Annotated in this window: 13 protein-coding genes; 7 read left to right on the top strand and 6 right to left on the bottom strand. The window is 65.2% G+C overall.

Annotated elements, in window-relative coordinates:
• Positions 1-146 precede the first annotated feature (146 nt).
• From pstC to phoB, 5 genes are read left to right on the top strand one after another with little or no spacing between them, the layout of a single operon-like run.
• A complete protein-coding gene (gene pstC / locus DL238_RS10075) occupies positions 147-1,532 on the top strand; it encodes a phosphate ABC transporter permease subunit PstC (protein ID WP_115492137.1) in 1,386 nt (461 codons plus the stop codon).
• Entirely contained in the window at positions 1,525-2,799 is a 1,275-nt protein-coding gene (gene pstA, locus DL238_RS10070) for a phosphate ABC transporter permease PstA (RefSeq protein WP_115492136.1), read from the top strand. Before pstC ends, pstA begins: the two co-directional genes overlap by 8 nt.
• 14 nt (positions 2,800-2,813) lie before the next feature.
• Positions 2,814-3,584 (top strand): phosphate ABC transporter ATP-binding protein PstB, encoded by a 771-nt coding sequence (gene pstB, locus DL238_RS10065; RefSeq protein ID WP_199801381.1) that lies wholly within the window; start codon positions 2,814-2,816, stop codon positions 3,582-3,584.
• Positions 3,581-4,252 carry a phosphate signaling complex protein PhoU gene (gene phoU, locus DL238_RS10060; protein WP_115492134.1) on the top strand — a complete coding sequence of 224 codons (672 nt, stop codon included), beginning with the start codon at positions 3,581-3,583 and terminating at the stop codon, positions 4,250-4,252. Before pstB ends, phoU begins: the two co-directional genes overlap by 4 nt.
• 54 nt (positions 4,253-4,306) lie before the next feature.
• A complete protein-coding gene (gene phoB, locus DL238_RS10055; protein ID WP_115492133.1) occupies positions 4,307-4,996 on the top strand; it encodes a phosphate regulon transcriptional regulator PhoB in 690 nt (229 codons plus the stop codon).
• A gap of 194 nt (positions 4,997-5,190) precedes the next feature.
• Here phoB and DL238_RS10050 read toward each other — a convergent pair whose 3' ends face one another.
• The 4 genes from DL238_RS10050 to DL238_RS10035 all read right to left on the bottom strand — a co-directional run bounded on the left by DL238_RS10050 (position 5,191) and on the right by DL238_RS10035 (position 12,538).
• On the bottom strand, positions 5,191-5,955 hold the full coding sequence (locus tag DL238_RS10050) for an extensin-like domain-containing protein (RefSeq protein ID WP_115492132.1): 765 nt from the start codon (positions 5,953-5,955) through the stop codon (positions 5,191-5,193).
• A 2-nt stretch (positions 5,956-5,957) separates the two neighbouring features.
• The gene (locus DL238_RS10045) at positions 5,958-9,638 is read right to left on the bottom strand and encodes an error-prone DNA polymerase (protein WP_115492131.1); all 3,681 of its coding nucleotides are present in this window, start codon (positions 9,636-9,638) and stop codon (positions 5,958-5,960) included.
• 91 nt (positions 9,639-9,729) lie between these two features.
• A complete protein-coding gene (locus DL238_RS10040) occupies positions 9,730-11,175 on the bottom strand; it encodes a UdgX family uracil-DNA binding protein (protein WP_115492130.1) in 1,446 nt (481 codons plus the stop codon).
• Between the two features lie 121 nt (positions 11,176-11,296).
• Positions 11,297-12,538 (bottom strand): putative DNA modification/repair radical SAM protein, encoded by a 1,242-nt coding sequence (locus DL238_RS10035; protein ID WP_115492129.1) that lies wholly within the window; start codon positions 12,536-12,538, stop codon positions 11,297-11,299.
• A gap of 237 nt (positions 12,539-12,775) precedes the next feature.
• On the opposite strand from DL238_RS10035, the gene DL238_RS10030 reads away from it, so the two are divergent.
• Positions 12,776-13,507, top strand: coding sequence for a carbonic anhydrase (locus DL238_RS10030; RefSeq protein ID WP_234031035.1), 732 nt, complete (start codon positions 12,776-12,778; stop codon positions 13,505-13,507).
• A 172-nt stretch (positions 13,508-13,679) separates the two neighbouring features.
• Positions 13,680-13,994, top strand: coding sequence for a hypothetical protein (locus DL238_RS10025; protein ID WP_115492128.1), 315 nt, complete (start codon positions 13,680-13,682; stop codon positions 13,992-13,994).
• Between the two features lie 22 nt (positions 13,995-14,016).
• Here the strand turns inward: DL238_RS10025 and DL238_RS10020 are convergent, their stop codons facing one another.
• Positions 14,017-15,591: a DUF6504 family protein gene (locus DL238_RS10020; protein WP_115492127.1), complete on the bottom strand. Its 1,575-nt coding sequence runs from the start codon at positions 15,589-15,591 to the stop codon at positions 14,017-14,019.
• 2 nt (positions 15,592-15,593) lie between these two features.
• Positions 15,594-16,505, bottom strand: a complete 912-nt coding sequence (locus DL238_RS10015; protein ID WP_234031034.1) for a hypothetical protein — start codon at positions 16,503-16,505, stop codon at positions 15,594-15,596.
• Between the last annotated feature and the right edge of the window lie 97 nt (positions 16,506-16,602).

The following is a 16,602-nucleotide window of genomic DNA, read 5'->3' as shown; positions in this document are numbered from 1 at the left end:
AGTGTCATTACCCTGCCACATTATTTCAACAGGGCGTCGGCTCGGTCGCTTTCCAAGCGACCCTTCGCGCGGTTAAGCACCAACAAGGGGGTCGGTCGCCGGACGGCGAAATCCCCAATTGAGGATACGAGGGTTCAGGCCGCAGCATGTCTCCCGCCTTTCTGTTTCTTTTGGCCATCGGTCTCGGTCTTGCCGGGTGGCTTGCGGGCCGCGCCAAGGCCCGCTCGTTCACCCGTGGTGGTGAGCCCCGGCGTGTGGTCGCACGGCCCGGCTATCACGCCTGGTTCGTCGCGATCTGGATTGCCTGCCCCCTCGCCCTGTTCGCGGTGTTGTGGAGCATCCTGTCGCCCATACTGGTGGAACAATGGGTGCTTGCGAGCCCTGCCGCACAGGACCTGCCGACCTTCGGGTTCCAGCGCCAGTCGATTCTGGCGGAAGCGCGCGCGGTGGCCAATGGCAACGCCGCCGGAGTGTTCAATCCGCAGGCGCAGGACCTGATCGAACCGTTCCGTGAGGCAGAGCGGTTCTATAATCTGGTAGGGCTCGCTTTCGCGCTCGCAATGGCGGCCATCCTCGGCCTATGGGCCTTCAGCCGGCTGAAGCCCGAATTCACGGCGCGCGTGAAGGTGGAACGCGCCGTGATGATCGTCCTGCTGCTGGCCTCCCTCGTCGCGATCCTCACCACTTTCGGCATTCTCGCGAGCTTGGTGTTCGAAACGATCCGTTTCTTCGGCATGGTCTCGCCGATCGATTTCCTGTTCGGACTGAGCTGGAATCCCGATCCAATGGCCAACCCCGACGCACCCCAGGGCGATCGCTACGGCGCGATCCCCCTGTTCTGGGGCACGATTTTCATCGGTGCGATCATCGCCATGATCGTCGCGATTCCGCTCGGCATGATGAGCGCGATCTATCTCACCCAGTATGCCAGCCCGCGCTGGCGCAAGATTATCAAGCCCGCGCTCGAGATTCTCGCCGGCGTGCCCACCGTGGTCTACGGCTATTTTGCTGCGCTGACCGTGGCGCCGCGCATTCGCGATGCCGCACAGGCCATCGGGATCGACAATGCGTCGTCCGAAAGCGCGCTCGCGGCAGGCCTTGTCATGGGCGTGATGATCATTCCCTTCGTCTCCTCGATGGCCGATGACAGCATTGCGGCCGTGCCCGGCTCGATGCGCGACGGCAGCCTCGCGATGGGCGCCACCCAGTCCGAAACGATCAAGCGCGTGCTGATCCCTGCCGCCTTGCCGGGCATCGTGGGCGGAGTGATGCTGGCCATCAGCCGTGCGATCGGCGAGACGATGATCGTCGTCATGGCTGCATCGACCGCCGCGAATCTGACCGGCAATCCGTTGGAAGCGATGACGACGGTCACCGTGCAGATCGTCGCGCTGCTGACGGGGGAAGGCAGCTTCGACCATCCCGCGACGCTCAGCGCCTTTGCGCTCGGCTTCGTCCTGTTCATGGTGACGCTGCTGCTCAACTTCATCGCCCTGCGCGTCGTAAAGCGCTTCCGGGAGGCTTATGAGTAACCCCGCCGATCCCACCGCCCTCGACGACGGCCAGCCCACGCGGACTCAGGCGTTCGAAAAACGGCTCAAGCAGCGCTATGCCTCCGAACGGCGCTTCAAGCTGTTCGGACTGTTCGCGATCCTCGTCTCGATCGCGATCCTCATCGTGCTGCTCGCCAATATGACCATCAATGGGATCGGCGGTTTCCAGCGCGCCGAACTGAAGGTGCCGATCGATTTCGCCGCCTCGGGCATTTCCGGTGACGCATCCACATTGAACAAGTCCGGTGCGCTGCAGATGCTGGAGATGCAGGGGCTGCCCGAAGTGGTCGGCTTCTCCGCCGAGCAGGCCCTCGGCGAGGAGGGCGCGCAGGAACTGAGCCAGGACGCCTGGCGCGAGGTTGCCGCTGCGCTGCGCTCCGACCCGTCTCTGCTCCGCGGGCAGGAAACCTTCTGGCTGCCGTCGACAGGCGATCTTGCGATGGGCCTCGACGACGAAGGCAACGCCGAAATGCGGGCGCTGGCGAGCCAGCTGCAGCGCGACGGCAATCTGGCAAAACGCTTCGACTGGGGCTTCCTCGTCCGATCAGATGCGACCGATCCCCAGCAGGTCGGCGTGTGGGGTGCGCTCAAGGGATCGATCCTGACGATGATCGTCACGCTTGCGCTGGCGTTCCCCATCGGGGTGCTCTCTGCGCTCTATCTCGAGGAATATGCGCCCAAGAACCGCTGGACCGACATTATCGAGGTGTCGATCAACAACCTCGCGGCCGTTCCATCGATCATTTTCGGCCTGCTGGGCCTGGCGGTATTCCTGACGATCTTCCCCAACATGCGTTCGGCCCCGCTGATCGGCGGCATGACGCTGGCGCTGATGACGATGCCGGTGATCGTCATCTCCGGCCGCAACGCGATCAAGGCGGTTCCGCCCTCGATCCGCGACGGTGCGCTGGCGATCGGCGCGAGCCCCGTGCAGGTGGTGTTCCACCATGTCCTGCCGCTGGCCCTGCCCGGCATCCTGACCGGCACCATCATCGGCATGGCGCGCGCATTGGGCGAAACCGCGCCCCTGCTGTTGATCGGCATGCGCGCCTTCGTGGCGACGCCCCCGGATGGCTTTACCTCGCCCGCCACCGTATTGCCGGTGCAGATCTTCCTCTGGTCGGATGAAATCGACCGCGGCTTCATCGAACGGACCAGCGCCGCGATTATCGTGCTATTGCTGTTCCTGCTCGTGATGAATGCCCTCGCTATCTACCTGCGCAACAAGTTCGAGAAAAGCTGGTGACCGTACTCCACGAAATGGACGACAAGGCCGAGGCCAAGATGCGCGCGCGCGGCGTCTCGGTCTTCTATGGTGACAAGAAGGCGATCGACGAGGTGTCGATCGACATCCCGACCAAGTACGTCACCGCCTTCATCGGGCCGTCGGGCTGCGGCAAGTCTACCTTCCTGCGCACGCTCAACCGCATGAACGACACGATCGCTTCGGCCCGGGTCGAGGGGGATATCGAGCTCGACGGAGAGAACATCTATTCCAGCGGGATGGATGTCGTGCAGCTGCGCGCGCGGGTCGGCATGGTTTTCCAGAAGCCCAACCCTTTCCCCAAGTCGATCTACGACAACATCGCCTACGGCCCCAAGATCCACGGCCTCGCCAATAGCAAGGGCGAACTGGACGAGATCGTCGAACGCTCGCTCCAGCGCGCAGGCCTTTGGAACGAGGTGAAGGACCGGCTGAGCGAATCGGGCACCGCGCTTTCGGGCGGGCAGCAGCAACGCCTGTGCATCGCGCGGGCCATCGCGGTCGATCCCGAGGTCATCCTGATGGACGAGCCGGCCTCCGCGCTCGACCCGATCGCAACCGCCAAGATCGAGGAGCTGATCGACGAACTCGCGGGCCGCTACGCGATCGTGATCGTCACCCACTCGATGCAGCAGGCCGCGCGCGTTTCGCAGCGAACCGCCTTTTTCCACCTCGGCAAGATGGTCGAGTATGGCCCCACGGACGAGATCTTCACCAATCCTCTAGAGGAGCGGACGAAGGACTACATCACTGGACGCTACGGATGATTGCAGAACACACGGTCAAGGCGTTCGACGAGGACATCACGCGGCTGCGCGGTCTCATCACCGAGATGGGCGGCCTGGCGGAAATCGCGCTCGAAAACGCGCTCGACGCGCTGATCCGGGGCGACGAGGAACTGGCCGACAGGATCGTCGCGGAAGATCGCAAGCTCGACACGCTCGAGGTCGAGGTCGACCGGCTGGCGGTCAAGATCATCGCCCTGCGCGCGCCGATGGCGGACGACCTGCGCGAAGTCATCGCGGCACTCAAGATCGCCGGCGTGGTGGAGCGGATCGGCGATTATGCGAAGAACATCGCCAAGCGCGTCGGCCGGATCGAAGGCCGCACCCGGTTCGAACCGCTTACCCTGCTGCCCGCCATGGGCGATGTTGCAGCCGAGATGGTACACGATGTGCTTACCGCTTATGCCGCGCGCGACCCTTCGCTCGCGCTCGAAGTAATCGCGTCCGACAAGAAGGTCGACGCCTTCTACAACTCGGTTTTTCGCAATCTTGTGAGCCACATGGTCGAAAATCCTGCGACCATTTCGAGTGCGGCCCAGCTGCTGTTCGTGGCCCGCAATATCGAACGGATCGGCGACCACGCCACCAACGTGGCCGAAATGGTCTATTTCGCCGCGACCGGGTCCTACCCGCTCGACGACGACAGTTGACTTAGGTCCGTCCGGTCCTAACACCCGATCAATCCAAACCTAGCGAGAATTCCCGTGCCTTCAGCAAAGCTGATCCTCGTCGAAGACGACCCGGCGCTCGCCGAACTTCTCGAATTCCGGTTCGCCAACGAAGGCTATCAGGTGCGCGTCACCGCCGATGGCGACGAAGCGCTGTTGATGGCGAGCGAGGACGTGCCCGATCTCATCATCCTCGACTGGATGATCGAGGGCACCAGCGGGATCGAGGTCTGCCGTCGCCTGCGCCGCGACAAGGAAACCGCGCATGTCCCGATCATCATGCTGACCGCGCGCGAGGCAGAGGACGACCGCGTGCGCGGGCTTGAAACCGGCGCCGACGATTATCTGACCAAGCCGTTTTCGCCGCGCGAACTGCTGGCGCGCGTCGCGGCCGTCATGCGCCGCATCCGCCCCGCCCTTGCCGGCGAGACGATCGAGGTCGGCGACATCCGGCTCGATCCCGTCGCGCACAAGGTCGAACGACGCGGGCGCAACTTGCAGCTCGGCCCGACCGAATACCGTCTGCTCAAGTTCTTCATGGAAAGCCCGGGGCGCGTTTTCAGCCGCGGGCAGCTGCTCGACGGGGTGTGGGGCACGGGCAGCGATATCGAACTGCGCACGGTCGACGTGCATATCCGCCGGCTGCGCAAGGCGCTGGAACTGGAAGGCGCGAAAGACCCGATCCGCACCGTGCGTTCTGCCGGATACGCGCTGGAAGCGGTTTGAGGGGCGTTTTCGCGCATCGAGCGCGGTCGCAACGCCCGGTGGCCTGACACACCTGACACACTGTCCTGAGCCTAAAACTACCCATCGCAGGCCAGCACAAATCGTTGAGTGCGGCGCGTCGACGATCGCTGGCCGGCATTCCTCGGTCTTCGCATAGTGCTTCGGTGGTAGGACAGCGCAAACACGCCGCGCGGCTAGCGGCACACTCCCCCCAAGCCTCGCCCCGCCTGATCGAGATGGAAATGGTCGCGATGCGCGGCGTTGTAGTCGGGGGAGAGCACGGTGCCGAAGGTTCCGCATGCGCCATCGCGCACCCTGTGCAGGAATCGCGAGCGATCGTCGCCCGGCCCATCACCGGCATCCCAGTGATTGACGACGGAGATCCGCGTGCCGTCTTCCAGCACGAAGGCGGCGATGTCGATCGCGTTGGCGGTGGCGTGCTCGCTCCACGGACCTTCGTCGCGGCCATAGAGGCGGCGACAGCTGAAGGTGCCGAAATGCTCGATTGCTGCGACATCCTGCCCGAAGATCGCCTGCGCAGCCGGCTGCATGCTGTCGCGCCGCCAGATTTCGATTGCTGCGGCCATTGCACACGTCGTATCGGGTCGCTGACCGGCATAGGGAAAATCGTCGAGCCGGGTGCGGTTCTCTCGCAGGCACGGGGCCTCACCCACGGGATCAAGCGCGGTGAACGCCACCTCGCTTCGCTCCAGCACCGCGCGGCATTGCGCGGGGTCGTCGCGCAATGCCGCGACCTTGGATTTCGTCGCCCAGCCCGGCTCTTCGCGCAGGTCGAGCGGGGCCCAGGGGTTGTTGCCCGGGTTCTCCGCCAGCCACGCCCTTCCCCCGACGAGCAGCGCGAGAAGCAGTAGCAGAGTGAGCACAAGTCGGTCGCTCGACAGCCGGGCAAAGGGGCGCAGGATACGAACCAGCGGACGCAGGCGGGATTTTTCGGCCATCCTCAATGAAAGTCGCGCGATTTGGGAATGATCCGGACATTGCGCGGATGGCCCCCTGTGTTGGGCAATTCATCGATCAGGTCTCGCGGGCGGATTGCGCCTTCGTGAGCCGGATCGTCCGCCCCATCGCGCAGATCGTCGCGCGGGTTGATCTTTCCTGACGGCAGCGGCGAATTGACATGGTCCGCACGCGCCAGCTGGTAGTTCAGCGTGTCTTCGGAGAGCAGGGCCAGCTGGTGCGTCGCGTCGGTCATGTGATGCGCGATCACGTGGATCACCTCGTCATCGTACTCGACACGCCCGCGCACCTCCATCAGACGCGCACCCATCACCACCTTGCGCTGCTTTTCCTTGAGGTCGGGCCAGACGACGAGGTTCACCACCCCTGTCTCGTCCTCCAGCGTGATGAAGCACACGCCCTTGGCGCTGCCCGGCCGCTGGCGGATCAGTACCACGCCCGCGACCTGCACCATGGAGCGGAACTTCCTCTCGCGCAGGTCGCAGGCGCGCACGAAGCCGCGCTGTGCAAGGTCGGCGCGCAGGAACGCCATCGGATGCGCCTTCAGGCTGAGCCTCGTGGTCTGGTAATCGGCGACGACCTCTTCGCTGAGCGGCATGACAGGCAGCGCTGTGCGCGCCTTTTCCGCCCCCTCGTCACGCTCGTCCGCCGCGCGGAACAGCGGCAGGTCGGGCGAGGAGATCAGGCTCCGCGCGTCCCACAGCGCCTGTCGCCGTGGCAGGTTCAAAGACTGGAAGGCATCAGCAGAGGCGAGCCGCTCGACATGCGCAGGCAAGAGGCCCGCGCGGTCGCGCAATTCGGCCACGTCGCGGTAGGGGCCGTTCTCGACCCGCTCCGCCACAAGCTTAGCGGCGACGTGCTCGGGCAGGCCGTCGATCTGGCGCAGGCCGAGGCGCAGCGCGATATGCCTGTCGAGGCGGCCCTTATCCTCCCCGGCACGGGGAGGGGGACCATCCGCAGGATGGTGGAGGGGCACGGGCGCAGTTCCGAACGGTGCCCCTCCACCACGCTTCGCGTGGTCCCCCTCCCCCAATGGGGGAGGAATATCCTCCAAAGTACAATCCCAGTCCGAGCAGTTCACATCCGCTGGCAGCACGGTGACGCCATGCTCGGCCGCGCCGCGCACGATCTGCGCGGGCGCGTAGAAGCCCATCGGCTGCGAATTGAGCAGCGCGCAGGCGAAGGCCGCCGGGTAGTGGCATTTGAGCCAGCTGGAAACGTAGACGAGGTGCGCGAAACTGGCCGCGTGGCTCTCTGGAAAGCCGTACTCCCCGAAACCCTTGATCTGGTCGAAGCAGCGCTGGGAGAAATCCGGGTCGTAGCCGCGCTCGATCATCCTCCCGACCATCATTTCCTCGTGCGCGTGCACCATTCCCCGGCTGCGGAAGGTGGCCATGGCCCGGCGCAGGCGGTTGGCCTCGGCCGGAGAGAATTTGGCCGCATCAAGGGCGATCTTCATCGCCTGTTCCTGAAAGATCGGCACCCCGAAAGTGCGCCCGAGGATCGAGGAAAGCTCGTCTGGCGGACCATGCTCGGGCGCGGGCGCAGGAAGCTGAAAATCGGTCTTTCCCGCGCGCGCCAATCGCCGCTGCTTGAGATAGGGGTGGACCATATCGCCCTGGATCGGGCCAGGGCGCACGATGGCGACCTGCACCACCAGATCGTAGAATTGGCGCGGTTGCAGGCGCGGCAGCATGTTCATCTGCGCGCGGCTTTCGACCTGAAATACCCCGAGCGAATCGCCCTTGCACAGCATGTCGTACACCGCGGGGTCCTCTTGCGGGACGGTGGCGAGTGTCAGCGGGCGGTCGTAGTGGTCCTCAAGCAGGTCGAGGCACTTGCGAATGCAGGTCAGCATCCCGAGCGCGAGAACATCGACCTTGAAGATGCCCAGATCGTCGATGTCGTCCTTGTCCCATTCGATGAAACTGCGATCGGGCATTGCGCCATTGCCGATCGGCACGGTCTCGGTCAGCAATCCATCGGTGAGGATGAAACCACCGACATGTTGGCTAAGATGCCGTGGCATTCCAATCATTTGGCTGGTTAGCGTGAGGACACGCCTCAAGTGTGGATCGGCAATATCCATACCCGTTTCACCTACGTGCTTTTCGCCGATCTCGCGTCCCCATCCACCCCATACGGTGCGTGCGAGCGACGCGGTGACGTCTTCCGACAGGCCCATTGCCTTGCCCACCTCGCGGATCGCCATGCGCGGGCGGTAGTGAATGACGGTGGCACACAGCCCGGCGCGGTGCCGTCCATACTCACTGTAAATGTGCTGGATGACTTCCTCTCGCCGCTCATGCTCGAAATCGACATCGATATCGGGCGGCTCGCTGCGCTCTTCGGAAAGAAACCGGTCGAACAATAACTGGTGCTCGGCAGGGTCGACGCTGGTGATGCCGAGGCAAAAGCATACGGCGGAATTGGCAGCGCTGCCGCGCCCCTGACACAAAATAGGAGGTGTCTGCCTACGGGCGAAATCGACGATTTCCTTGATGGTGAGGAAATAGGGGGCGAGATCAAGCTTGCCGATCAACTCCAGCTCATACTCAAGCGCGGCCTCAACCTTATCTGGTATCACATTGGAATAGCGCCAGTTTGCCCCCTCCCACGTCTGCTGCTCCAGATATTGCTGCGGGGTCATGCCGTCGGGATAGGCGCGCCTCGGATACTCGTATTGCAGCTCCTCGAGGCTGAAGCGGCAGGCATCGACGATATCGCGGGACGCCATGATTGCATGAGGCCAGCGGGCAAACAGGCGGACCATGTCTTCCGGCGATTTGAGGTGCCGTTCGGCATTGGCGTGGAGCAGGTGGCCGGCGGCTTCGACGGTCGTCTTGTGGCGTATTGCCGTCATGACGTCATTGAGCGGACGCCGCTCGGGCGCGTGGTAATGCACGTCGTTGGTGGCGAGCAGCGCGAGGCGGTGCGCGCGCGCCATGGCGTCGAGCCGGTCGATCCTGGCGATATCGTCGCCGCGATAGAGATAGGCGGCGGCAATGTGGCGCAGGGTCGGCAGCTGGGCGGTAAGGTGTGGGATGAGGCTGGGGAAAGACGCGGTCAATTCCACCTTGCCGTCACCCCGGACCCCATCCTGGGTCCCGCTACCCGTCTGCCGCTCCGAAGAAGGATGGCGAAAAGGGATCACATTGCTCGGCACCGCAATCGTGAACCGCGCATCGAGGTTATCGGGCGGCAGCAGGATCAGCTGCACATCCTCAGCATGGCCGGCGAGCATCGCGAGGTCGATCTCGCACACGCCCTTGTCTTGCCATCCGCCCGAAAGCGTCTGCATTCGGCCTTGGCTGATCAGGCGGCATAACCGGCCATAGGCCGCGCGATCCCTCGGGTAGGCGAGGAAGCCGAGACCCTCGACCGTCTCGATCCGGCAGCCGATCACCGGGCGCACCTTCAGCGTCTTCGCCTCGGCATGCACGCGCACCACCCCCGCCATCGTGTTGGCATCGGCAATCCCCAGCGCATCGTAGCCGAGCGCGCGCGCGGTCAGCACGAGATCGACCGCGTCCGACGACCCACGCAGGAAGCTGAAGCACGAGACAAGCCCCAGTTCTACGAAAGGCGCGTGCGGCGGCGGATCGACGTCATCGGGGTCGATTTCTATCCGGCGCTTGTCGGGGGTGAGCGGTGCTTCTGGCATGACAATTTCCCTGCCCCACCCGTTCGTGGTGAGCCTGTCGAACCGCGAACGCCGCACCTCGTTCGCCCTTCGACGAGCTCAGGACGAACGGTCATGGGACACCGCCCTCCACCAGCTCCGCCAACCGCTCGCGCACCGCGGCGAGGTCGGCATCGAACAGCGCTGCCTGCTTGTCGCGCGCCTCGCCATCGAGCCGCAGCAGGTAGGACGGGTGCGCGGTGACCCACAGTTCGCTGCCGTCCTCCAGTGCGATCGGCGCACCGCGAACCTTCGATATGCTGACCGTCTTGCCCAGCATCCCGCGCGCCGCACTGGCGCCCATCGCCAGCACCAGCTTCGGCTTCACCAGTTCGCGCTCGCTCTCGATCCACCAGCGGCAGGTGTCGATTTCCTTGGCGGTGGGCGACTGGTGTAGCCGACGCTTGCCGCGCATCGTGAATTTGAAGTGCTTGACCGCATTGGTGACATAGGCGCGGTCACGGTCGATCCCCGCGCGTTCCAGATGCACGTCGAGCAGTTGCCCCGCAGGCCCGACGAAAGGCCTGCCCTCCTGATCCTCGACATCGCCTGGCTGCTCGCCCACGATCATCAGCGTCGCATCGGAAGGCCCCTCGCCCATCACCGCGCGGTTATCGAGGCAGCCGATGGGGCACTTGCGGCACGCCTGAACGGCCTCGCCGATCGCCTCCAGGCTTTCGGGTCGTACGCCGTCATCGCGTTCACCCGCTGCCACCATGGCGCTTTCGCGCTGCTGCGCACCCGCGATCAGCTCCGGGATGAGCGCGGCTTCAGGGAGGTTCTTCCAGTATTTGCGTGGCATTTCGGACAGCATCGCACCGACTTTCAGCCGCGCCGGGTTGAAGATGGAGGCATAATAGGTGCGCCACAGATCCTCGACCGGGTCGCCCTGCGGCGCGTCGCTCTTCTGCGCGGGCGGGCCTTCGCGCATGGTTTCGCCATCCCAGTGCAGCGTGCCCTGCGGGGTCAGGATCGACCAGCGCATGCTCGCGAAGCGGCGCCGGAAGAAGCCCGCATTGGCGCGCAGGATGTGATGCTCGGGCTCGAACCAGGCGATGTAGTGTTCCGCTCCGCCTTCTTCCTCGACCTGCCGAAAGCGGACGAAGGCGTGCATCTTGTGGCTGTCGCGGCGGACATTCTTATCGAATTCCTCGACGCGGCGGACATCCAGATCCGCCTTGTCCTCCATGATCCGCGGGCTGCGCTGGAGCCGCCACAGCAGGCGATACAGCAGCGCGAAACGCGCCGGATCGCTGTGCAGCGCGGCGTTCTTCGCAAGGCTGAGGTAGCGCTTGCTCGCGCGGACCGGAGGGGCATCGGCCGGCGGCTCGGGCAGGCGCATGCCGCCGCTGGCGAAAAGATCGCCGCTGCCGCCCGGCTCGACCCACGCGACCTTGTCCGGCGGGATATCGCACTGGATCAGTGCGCGCGCCCGCTCGCGCCAGAAGGCAAAGTCGTCGCTGCGCGGCAGCTGGACAGTGTAATGCGCATGGGGACGGACGTTCTGGAGCGCGGTCATGAGGTCTCCTCCAAGCCGTCACCTCCGCGCAGGCGGGGGTCCAGATGACAGAAGTTACTCGTGCCACAGCCCTTAGCTGGATCCCCGCCTGCGCGGGGATGAGGATGGAGGGAAGAGAGTCTCATGCCGCGAACAGCTCCAACTGCTCGGTCTTGGGTGCGAGCAGCGTGCGCAGGTCCGCACGGTCGGTCAGCAGCGTAGGCCGCCAGTCGACCGTGCAGATGAACGGGCAAACCTTGGTGAGCGACACGGTCAGCCGCGCCACATCGTCGAGCCGCAAGGTCCGGTGGCGGCGCGAGGCGAGGATGCGGTGCACCGCCTTCACCCCCAGCCCCGGCACGCGCAGCAGATCCTCGCGGCTCGCGCGGTTGACATCGACCGGGAAGCGCTCGCGAAACTTCAAAGCCCAGGCCAGCTTGGGATCGATATCGAGCGGCAGGTTCCCGTCGGCCTCGGTCGCCTGCATGATTTCCTGCGGGCGGTAATCGTAAAACCGCATCAGCCAGTCCGACTGGTAGAGGCGGTGTTCACGGATCAGCGGCGGGCGCTTGAGCGGCAGCACGGCCGAGGCATCGGGGATCGGCGAGAAGGCGCTGTAATAGACGCGGCGCAGGCCGAAATCACCATACAGCCGGCTCGCCCGCCCCACGATATCCGCATCGCTCGCCGCGTCGGCGCCCACGATCATCTGCGTCGACTGGCCCGCGGGCGCGAAACGCGGCGCGTGCTTGAAGCGCTTCTTCGCGTCCTTCGCCTCGAGGATGTCGCTGCTGGTCTTGCCCAGCGCGCCTTCGATCTGGCGCGCGTTCTTATCCGGCGCGAGGCGCGTCAGCCCCGCATCGGTCGGAAGTTCGACATTGATCGAGACGCGATCGGCATAGAACCCCGCGCGGTGGATGATCTCCGGGTCTGCCTCGGGGATCGTCTTGAGGTGGATATACCCGCGAAAATCGTGCTCCTCGCGCAGGATGCGTGCCGCCTCCACGATCTGTTCCATCGTGTGGTCCGAGCTCTTGATGATGCCCGAGGAGAGGAACAGCCCCTCGATATAATTGCGGCGATAGAAGCTGAGCGTCAGGTCCGCGACTTCCTGCGGCGTGAAACGCGCGCGCCGCACGTTCGAGCTCTTGCGGTTGATGCAATAGTGGCAATCGAAGATGCAGTGATTGGTCAGCAGGATTTTTAGCAGCGAGATGCAGCGTCCGTCGGGCGCATAGGCGTGGCAGATGCCCATCCCCTCGGTGCTGCCGATCCCGCCCTTGGTGCTGTTGCGCTTCGCCGTGCCCGACGAGGCGCAGGAGGCATCGTATTTCGCCGCATCGGCGAGAATCTTCAGCCTGTCGAGGATCGGTGCGCGACTCATATGTTCCTTATATGTTCTTTTTCAGAGACATGCCAGCCCTAGCCCTTGGGGCAGTTGAATTTCTTCCCCCTCATGATATCGCATCTTTGCGGGACCGGGCCCCTCTGGCGCGTCATTTGGCGCGTGATGTCGGACCGCATCGAGTAATCACGGGCAAAAGCCCTGTTGAAACGATGCGCGTACGATGGGCCGAATTCCTGGAACCTCCATCGTTACGCCAAGGGATGGAGAAAAATCATGATTTCACGCAGAAAAATGCTCGGTGCCACCGGTGCCATCGGCGCAACCGCTGTCATGGGCGGGGGCGCGACGCTGGCTGCCCAGCAGACGTCGCCCATGAACGTGGCCCCTGCCGGAGCGGACCTTACCCCGCGCCAGGCCCTAGATCTGCTGATCGAAGGCAATAACGCCTTTCTCCGCGGCGAGCAGACGAGCGTGCTGACCAGTGCCCAGCGCAGGCTCGTCCTCGCTCGCGGGCAGCAGCCGTTCGCAGCCTACGTCACCTGTTCGGACAGCCGCGTGCCGCCCGAACTGCTGTTCGGCCGCGGCCTTGGCGAATTGTTCATCATCCGCAACGCGGGTAACACGGTGGACACTGTCGCGCTCGGCTCGATCGAATATGCGGTCGCCGTGCTCGAAACGCCGCTGGTGGTGGTCATGGGCCACGAAAGCTGCGGCGCGGTGAAGGCCGCGACCGAGGTCGTGACGGACAATGCGACCTTCCCGGGCTCGATCGGCCCGATGATCGAACCGATCATTCCGGCAGTGCTGCAGGCGCGAGGCGAGGAAGGCGATTTGCTGGACAATTCGGTCCGCTCGAACGTGCGACGGGTGGTCAGGCAGCTGCGCGAGCAGACCGATCCGCTGTTGCTGGAGCCTCAACAAGCGGGGAAGCTGTGGGTCGTGGGTGCCTATTACAGCCTCGAAACCGGCGCGGTCGATTTCTTCGACCTTCCCGACGGGGCATGATTTCTACGGACCGGCGGGAGCCACCTCCCGCCGGTCGCTTTCGCGTTTCGTCGCTGGGGCTGTGGATCATTTGGTGGATAAGTCCTCGCGAGAGGCGCCAGAAAGCCGTTTGCATTCCGCATCTTGCACTCAGGCCCTCAATCACGCATGATTGTGGTGGAGGAGAGGCGCTATGGACGATCTTTCGATCACTTCCGGACTGACCAATCGCCTGTGGCGGGTGGCACTGTGGGGTTCCTTCCTCGCGATTCTGATCGCTCCGCTGGTTGCGATGCAGTTTACCGGAGAGGTGCGCTGGACCGCATTCGATTTCGGCGTGGCTGCAATGCTTCTGGGCACCACCGCGCTCGCGATCGAATTCGCGATCCGCAATATCGGCCGCCCGACCTGGTGCGTGGCGACGGTGCTCGCGATCATGGCTGCACTTGTGCTGGTGTGGGCGGAGTTGGCCGTGGGCGTGTTTGGAACGCCTTTCGCGGGCCACTGATAGCTCACTCTCGACAAGCGGCTCAGGCATACAGTCCCTGTAGAAACCATTCGGGCGGTCCACCACGCCCGTCCCCTGCAATGCCATAGCGATAGATCCAGTAACGGCGCCCGGCATCGTCCTCGATCCGGTAGTAATCGCGCAGCCGCGCGCTGCCGCGCTCGCGCCACCACTCGGGCGCAATCCGCTCCGGTCCCTCGACCCGCGAGATCTCGTGCACCTGTCCGCGCCAGCGGAACCGCTGCGGCAGTCCGTCGGGCGTCGCATAGAGCACCGCGATGCTTTCCGCGCGGTCGAGCAGCTTGAGCGGGCGGGTGTGGAAACGCATTTCCTCCTGCGCGGGTGGCTCGGGTTCGAGCGGCGGCTGCCAGCGCTGGGCACGCTCGGGCACGTGGCTGCCCTTGAGCACCGGGCGGCGCACCGCCTTTGGCCCGAGACGCGTGCTCAGCCGGTCGACGAATGCGGACAGCGAAGTTCCGTGGTGCTGCGCCGCGGCCTCGATATCGGCCTGGGTTGCAGGCAGCGGCTCGGCCCAGCTGGCGCGCAGGCGGACCATCTCGATCCCGAAGCCGGCGTCTATGTCGCCCAGCTTCTCGCCGAACAGCCGCACGATATGCGCCGGGTCGCGCGTGGCGGCGGCCAGCTCCAGCGTGCGCATCACGACCTCGCCATCGACCCGCCATAGCCCGAGGTCGAGGCGGCGCGCGCCCTGCCCCGCCCCTTGCAGTTCGCGAACCATGTCTTCGGTCAGATCGTTCAGCACGGTGTCGAGCAATGCGCGATGGCGGATCGGCTCCATCAGCCGCCGCTGCACCAGCGGCACCTGTTGCGGGACGACCGGCAGCAGCGGCTCGGGCACGCGGCCGAGCAGCTGGTCTATCCGGATCAGCGGATTGGCGGCGGGCGACTTGCGGTTGCGGAAGCGGCGGTGGAGCGCATCGCGGCCTACCGTGCCCAGCTCTCCCAACCGCTTGAGCCCGAGCCGCCGCAGCACGGTGAGCACATCCTCGTCAAGGCGCAATGCCGCCACCGGAAGGTCAGCGAGGCGTGCTTTCATGTCGTCATCCGGTGGGAGAATGGCGTGAGCCGGCCCGTAATGCGCCAGCGCCCAGGCCGCGCCGGCAGTGGGCGCGATGCTGGCGCGGATGGCAAGGCCGCGGCGCTCGAAGGCGTGCTGCACATCCTCCAGCAACTTCGCCTCGCCGCCGAACAGGTGCGCCACTGCGGTGACATCGACGAGCAGGCCGTCGGGCGGGTCGAGCGCGGACCACGGGCCCCAGCGACGGGCCCAGACGGCCAGCTTTTCCAGCAGGTCGAGATCGCCTGCCGGATCGCCCGGCACGGCGACCAGCGAAGGGCACAGCGTGCGCGCATCGGCGAGCATCGTGCCCACCCGCGCACCCGCACCGCACGCGGCGTCATTGGTCGCCTGGATGCGCGGCCCATGCGCGGTCTCGGTAATGAGCACCAGCGGCTTCGCATCGGCACCCTCCCCCCGGACGCATCCTTCGGAAATGCGCCAGCGGTCAATCGCGAAGGCGACGAGCCAGATCGAGAGGATGCGGCGGGGGGAGCGATGCCCCCCATCTTGGAACATTTCTACACCCGCTCGCCCTGAGCCTGTCGAAGGGCGGTACTTTCTTTGGGCTTCGTGCTCACCAAAGTGAAAGACCGTGCTTCGACAGGCTCAGCACGAGCGCAGTTCCGGGATGGTGTGAATTTTCGGGCGATTGCCTGACCGATCGAGGTGCCCTCCCCGCGATCAGGGGGAGCGGACTGTTCCGCAACCCTGCTTGCCACCAGCTGCCCCGCATCCTCGCTCAGCCGCCATGTACCGGGCGGGTGGCTTCGCGCGCGGAACAGTTCGGCCTGCCACGCGGGAGCGCCCGGCGCCGCCTTGTTCCACCGCGGGTGCGCCGAGGGCGCCGCGTTCACCGCCCAGCGCTGGCGGGCGGAGGAAAGTTCGCGCGGGCCATCGAGCCGCACCAGCGTCAGCGGGACGCCATGCCGCTCGGCCGCCAGTGTCAGGCGGCGCGAGGCGGTGAAGTCGAGCGCCCGCGCCGCGCCCGCAAGTTCGCCGATCACGAAAGCGACATCGCGGCACCGCACCGCCTCTTCCAGCGCGAACAATGCGTCCTCGTCCTTCTCGGCCAGCACGTGGATCAGGCGGTGGCGGATCTCGGGCGGCAGGCCGGGACGGAACGGTCGCCCCCCGCTCTTCACCGCAGCGCGGGTCTGCACCCAGACCACCGCGCAGCGATCCTCCGCCTCGTCTCCCTCTTCGCGAGGCCGGCTGCGCCCCGCGTCGAGCGCGAGCGCCAGCGCCGCGCCCACACCGCTCGCCTCGCGCGAAGAGGCAAAAATCTCGGTCTGCGCGACCCCGCCCAGGCCGGGTCGCCAGCGCTCCTCACGCGCACAATTGGCGGCAGCCAGATGCGCTGCGGATGACAGATCGGCAGCGGTCTCGGATGCAGATACAGGGGTCTTGGGGATCATGGTGGAACGACTCATTTGTTCTCACTATGTTCCATATCCAACCACCCCGCAAGCCCCGCCGGGCACGCGAACCTACCGTCCTAGGTCCGGGTCAGAAACTTTCCCCCCGCCA

Source organism: Alteriqipengyuania lutimaris (assembly GCF_003363135.1).
GTDB lineage: Bacteria > Pseudomonadota > Alphaproteobacteria > Sphingomonadales > Sphingomonadaceae > Alteriqipengyuania > Alteriqipengyuania lutimaris.
Note: the sequence above shows the minus strand (reverse complement) of the source record. Positions and strands in the feature narration are given on the sequence as shown.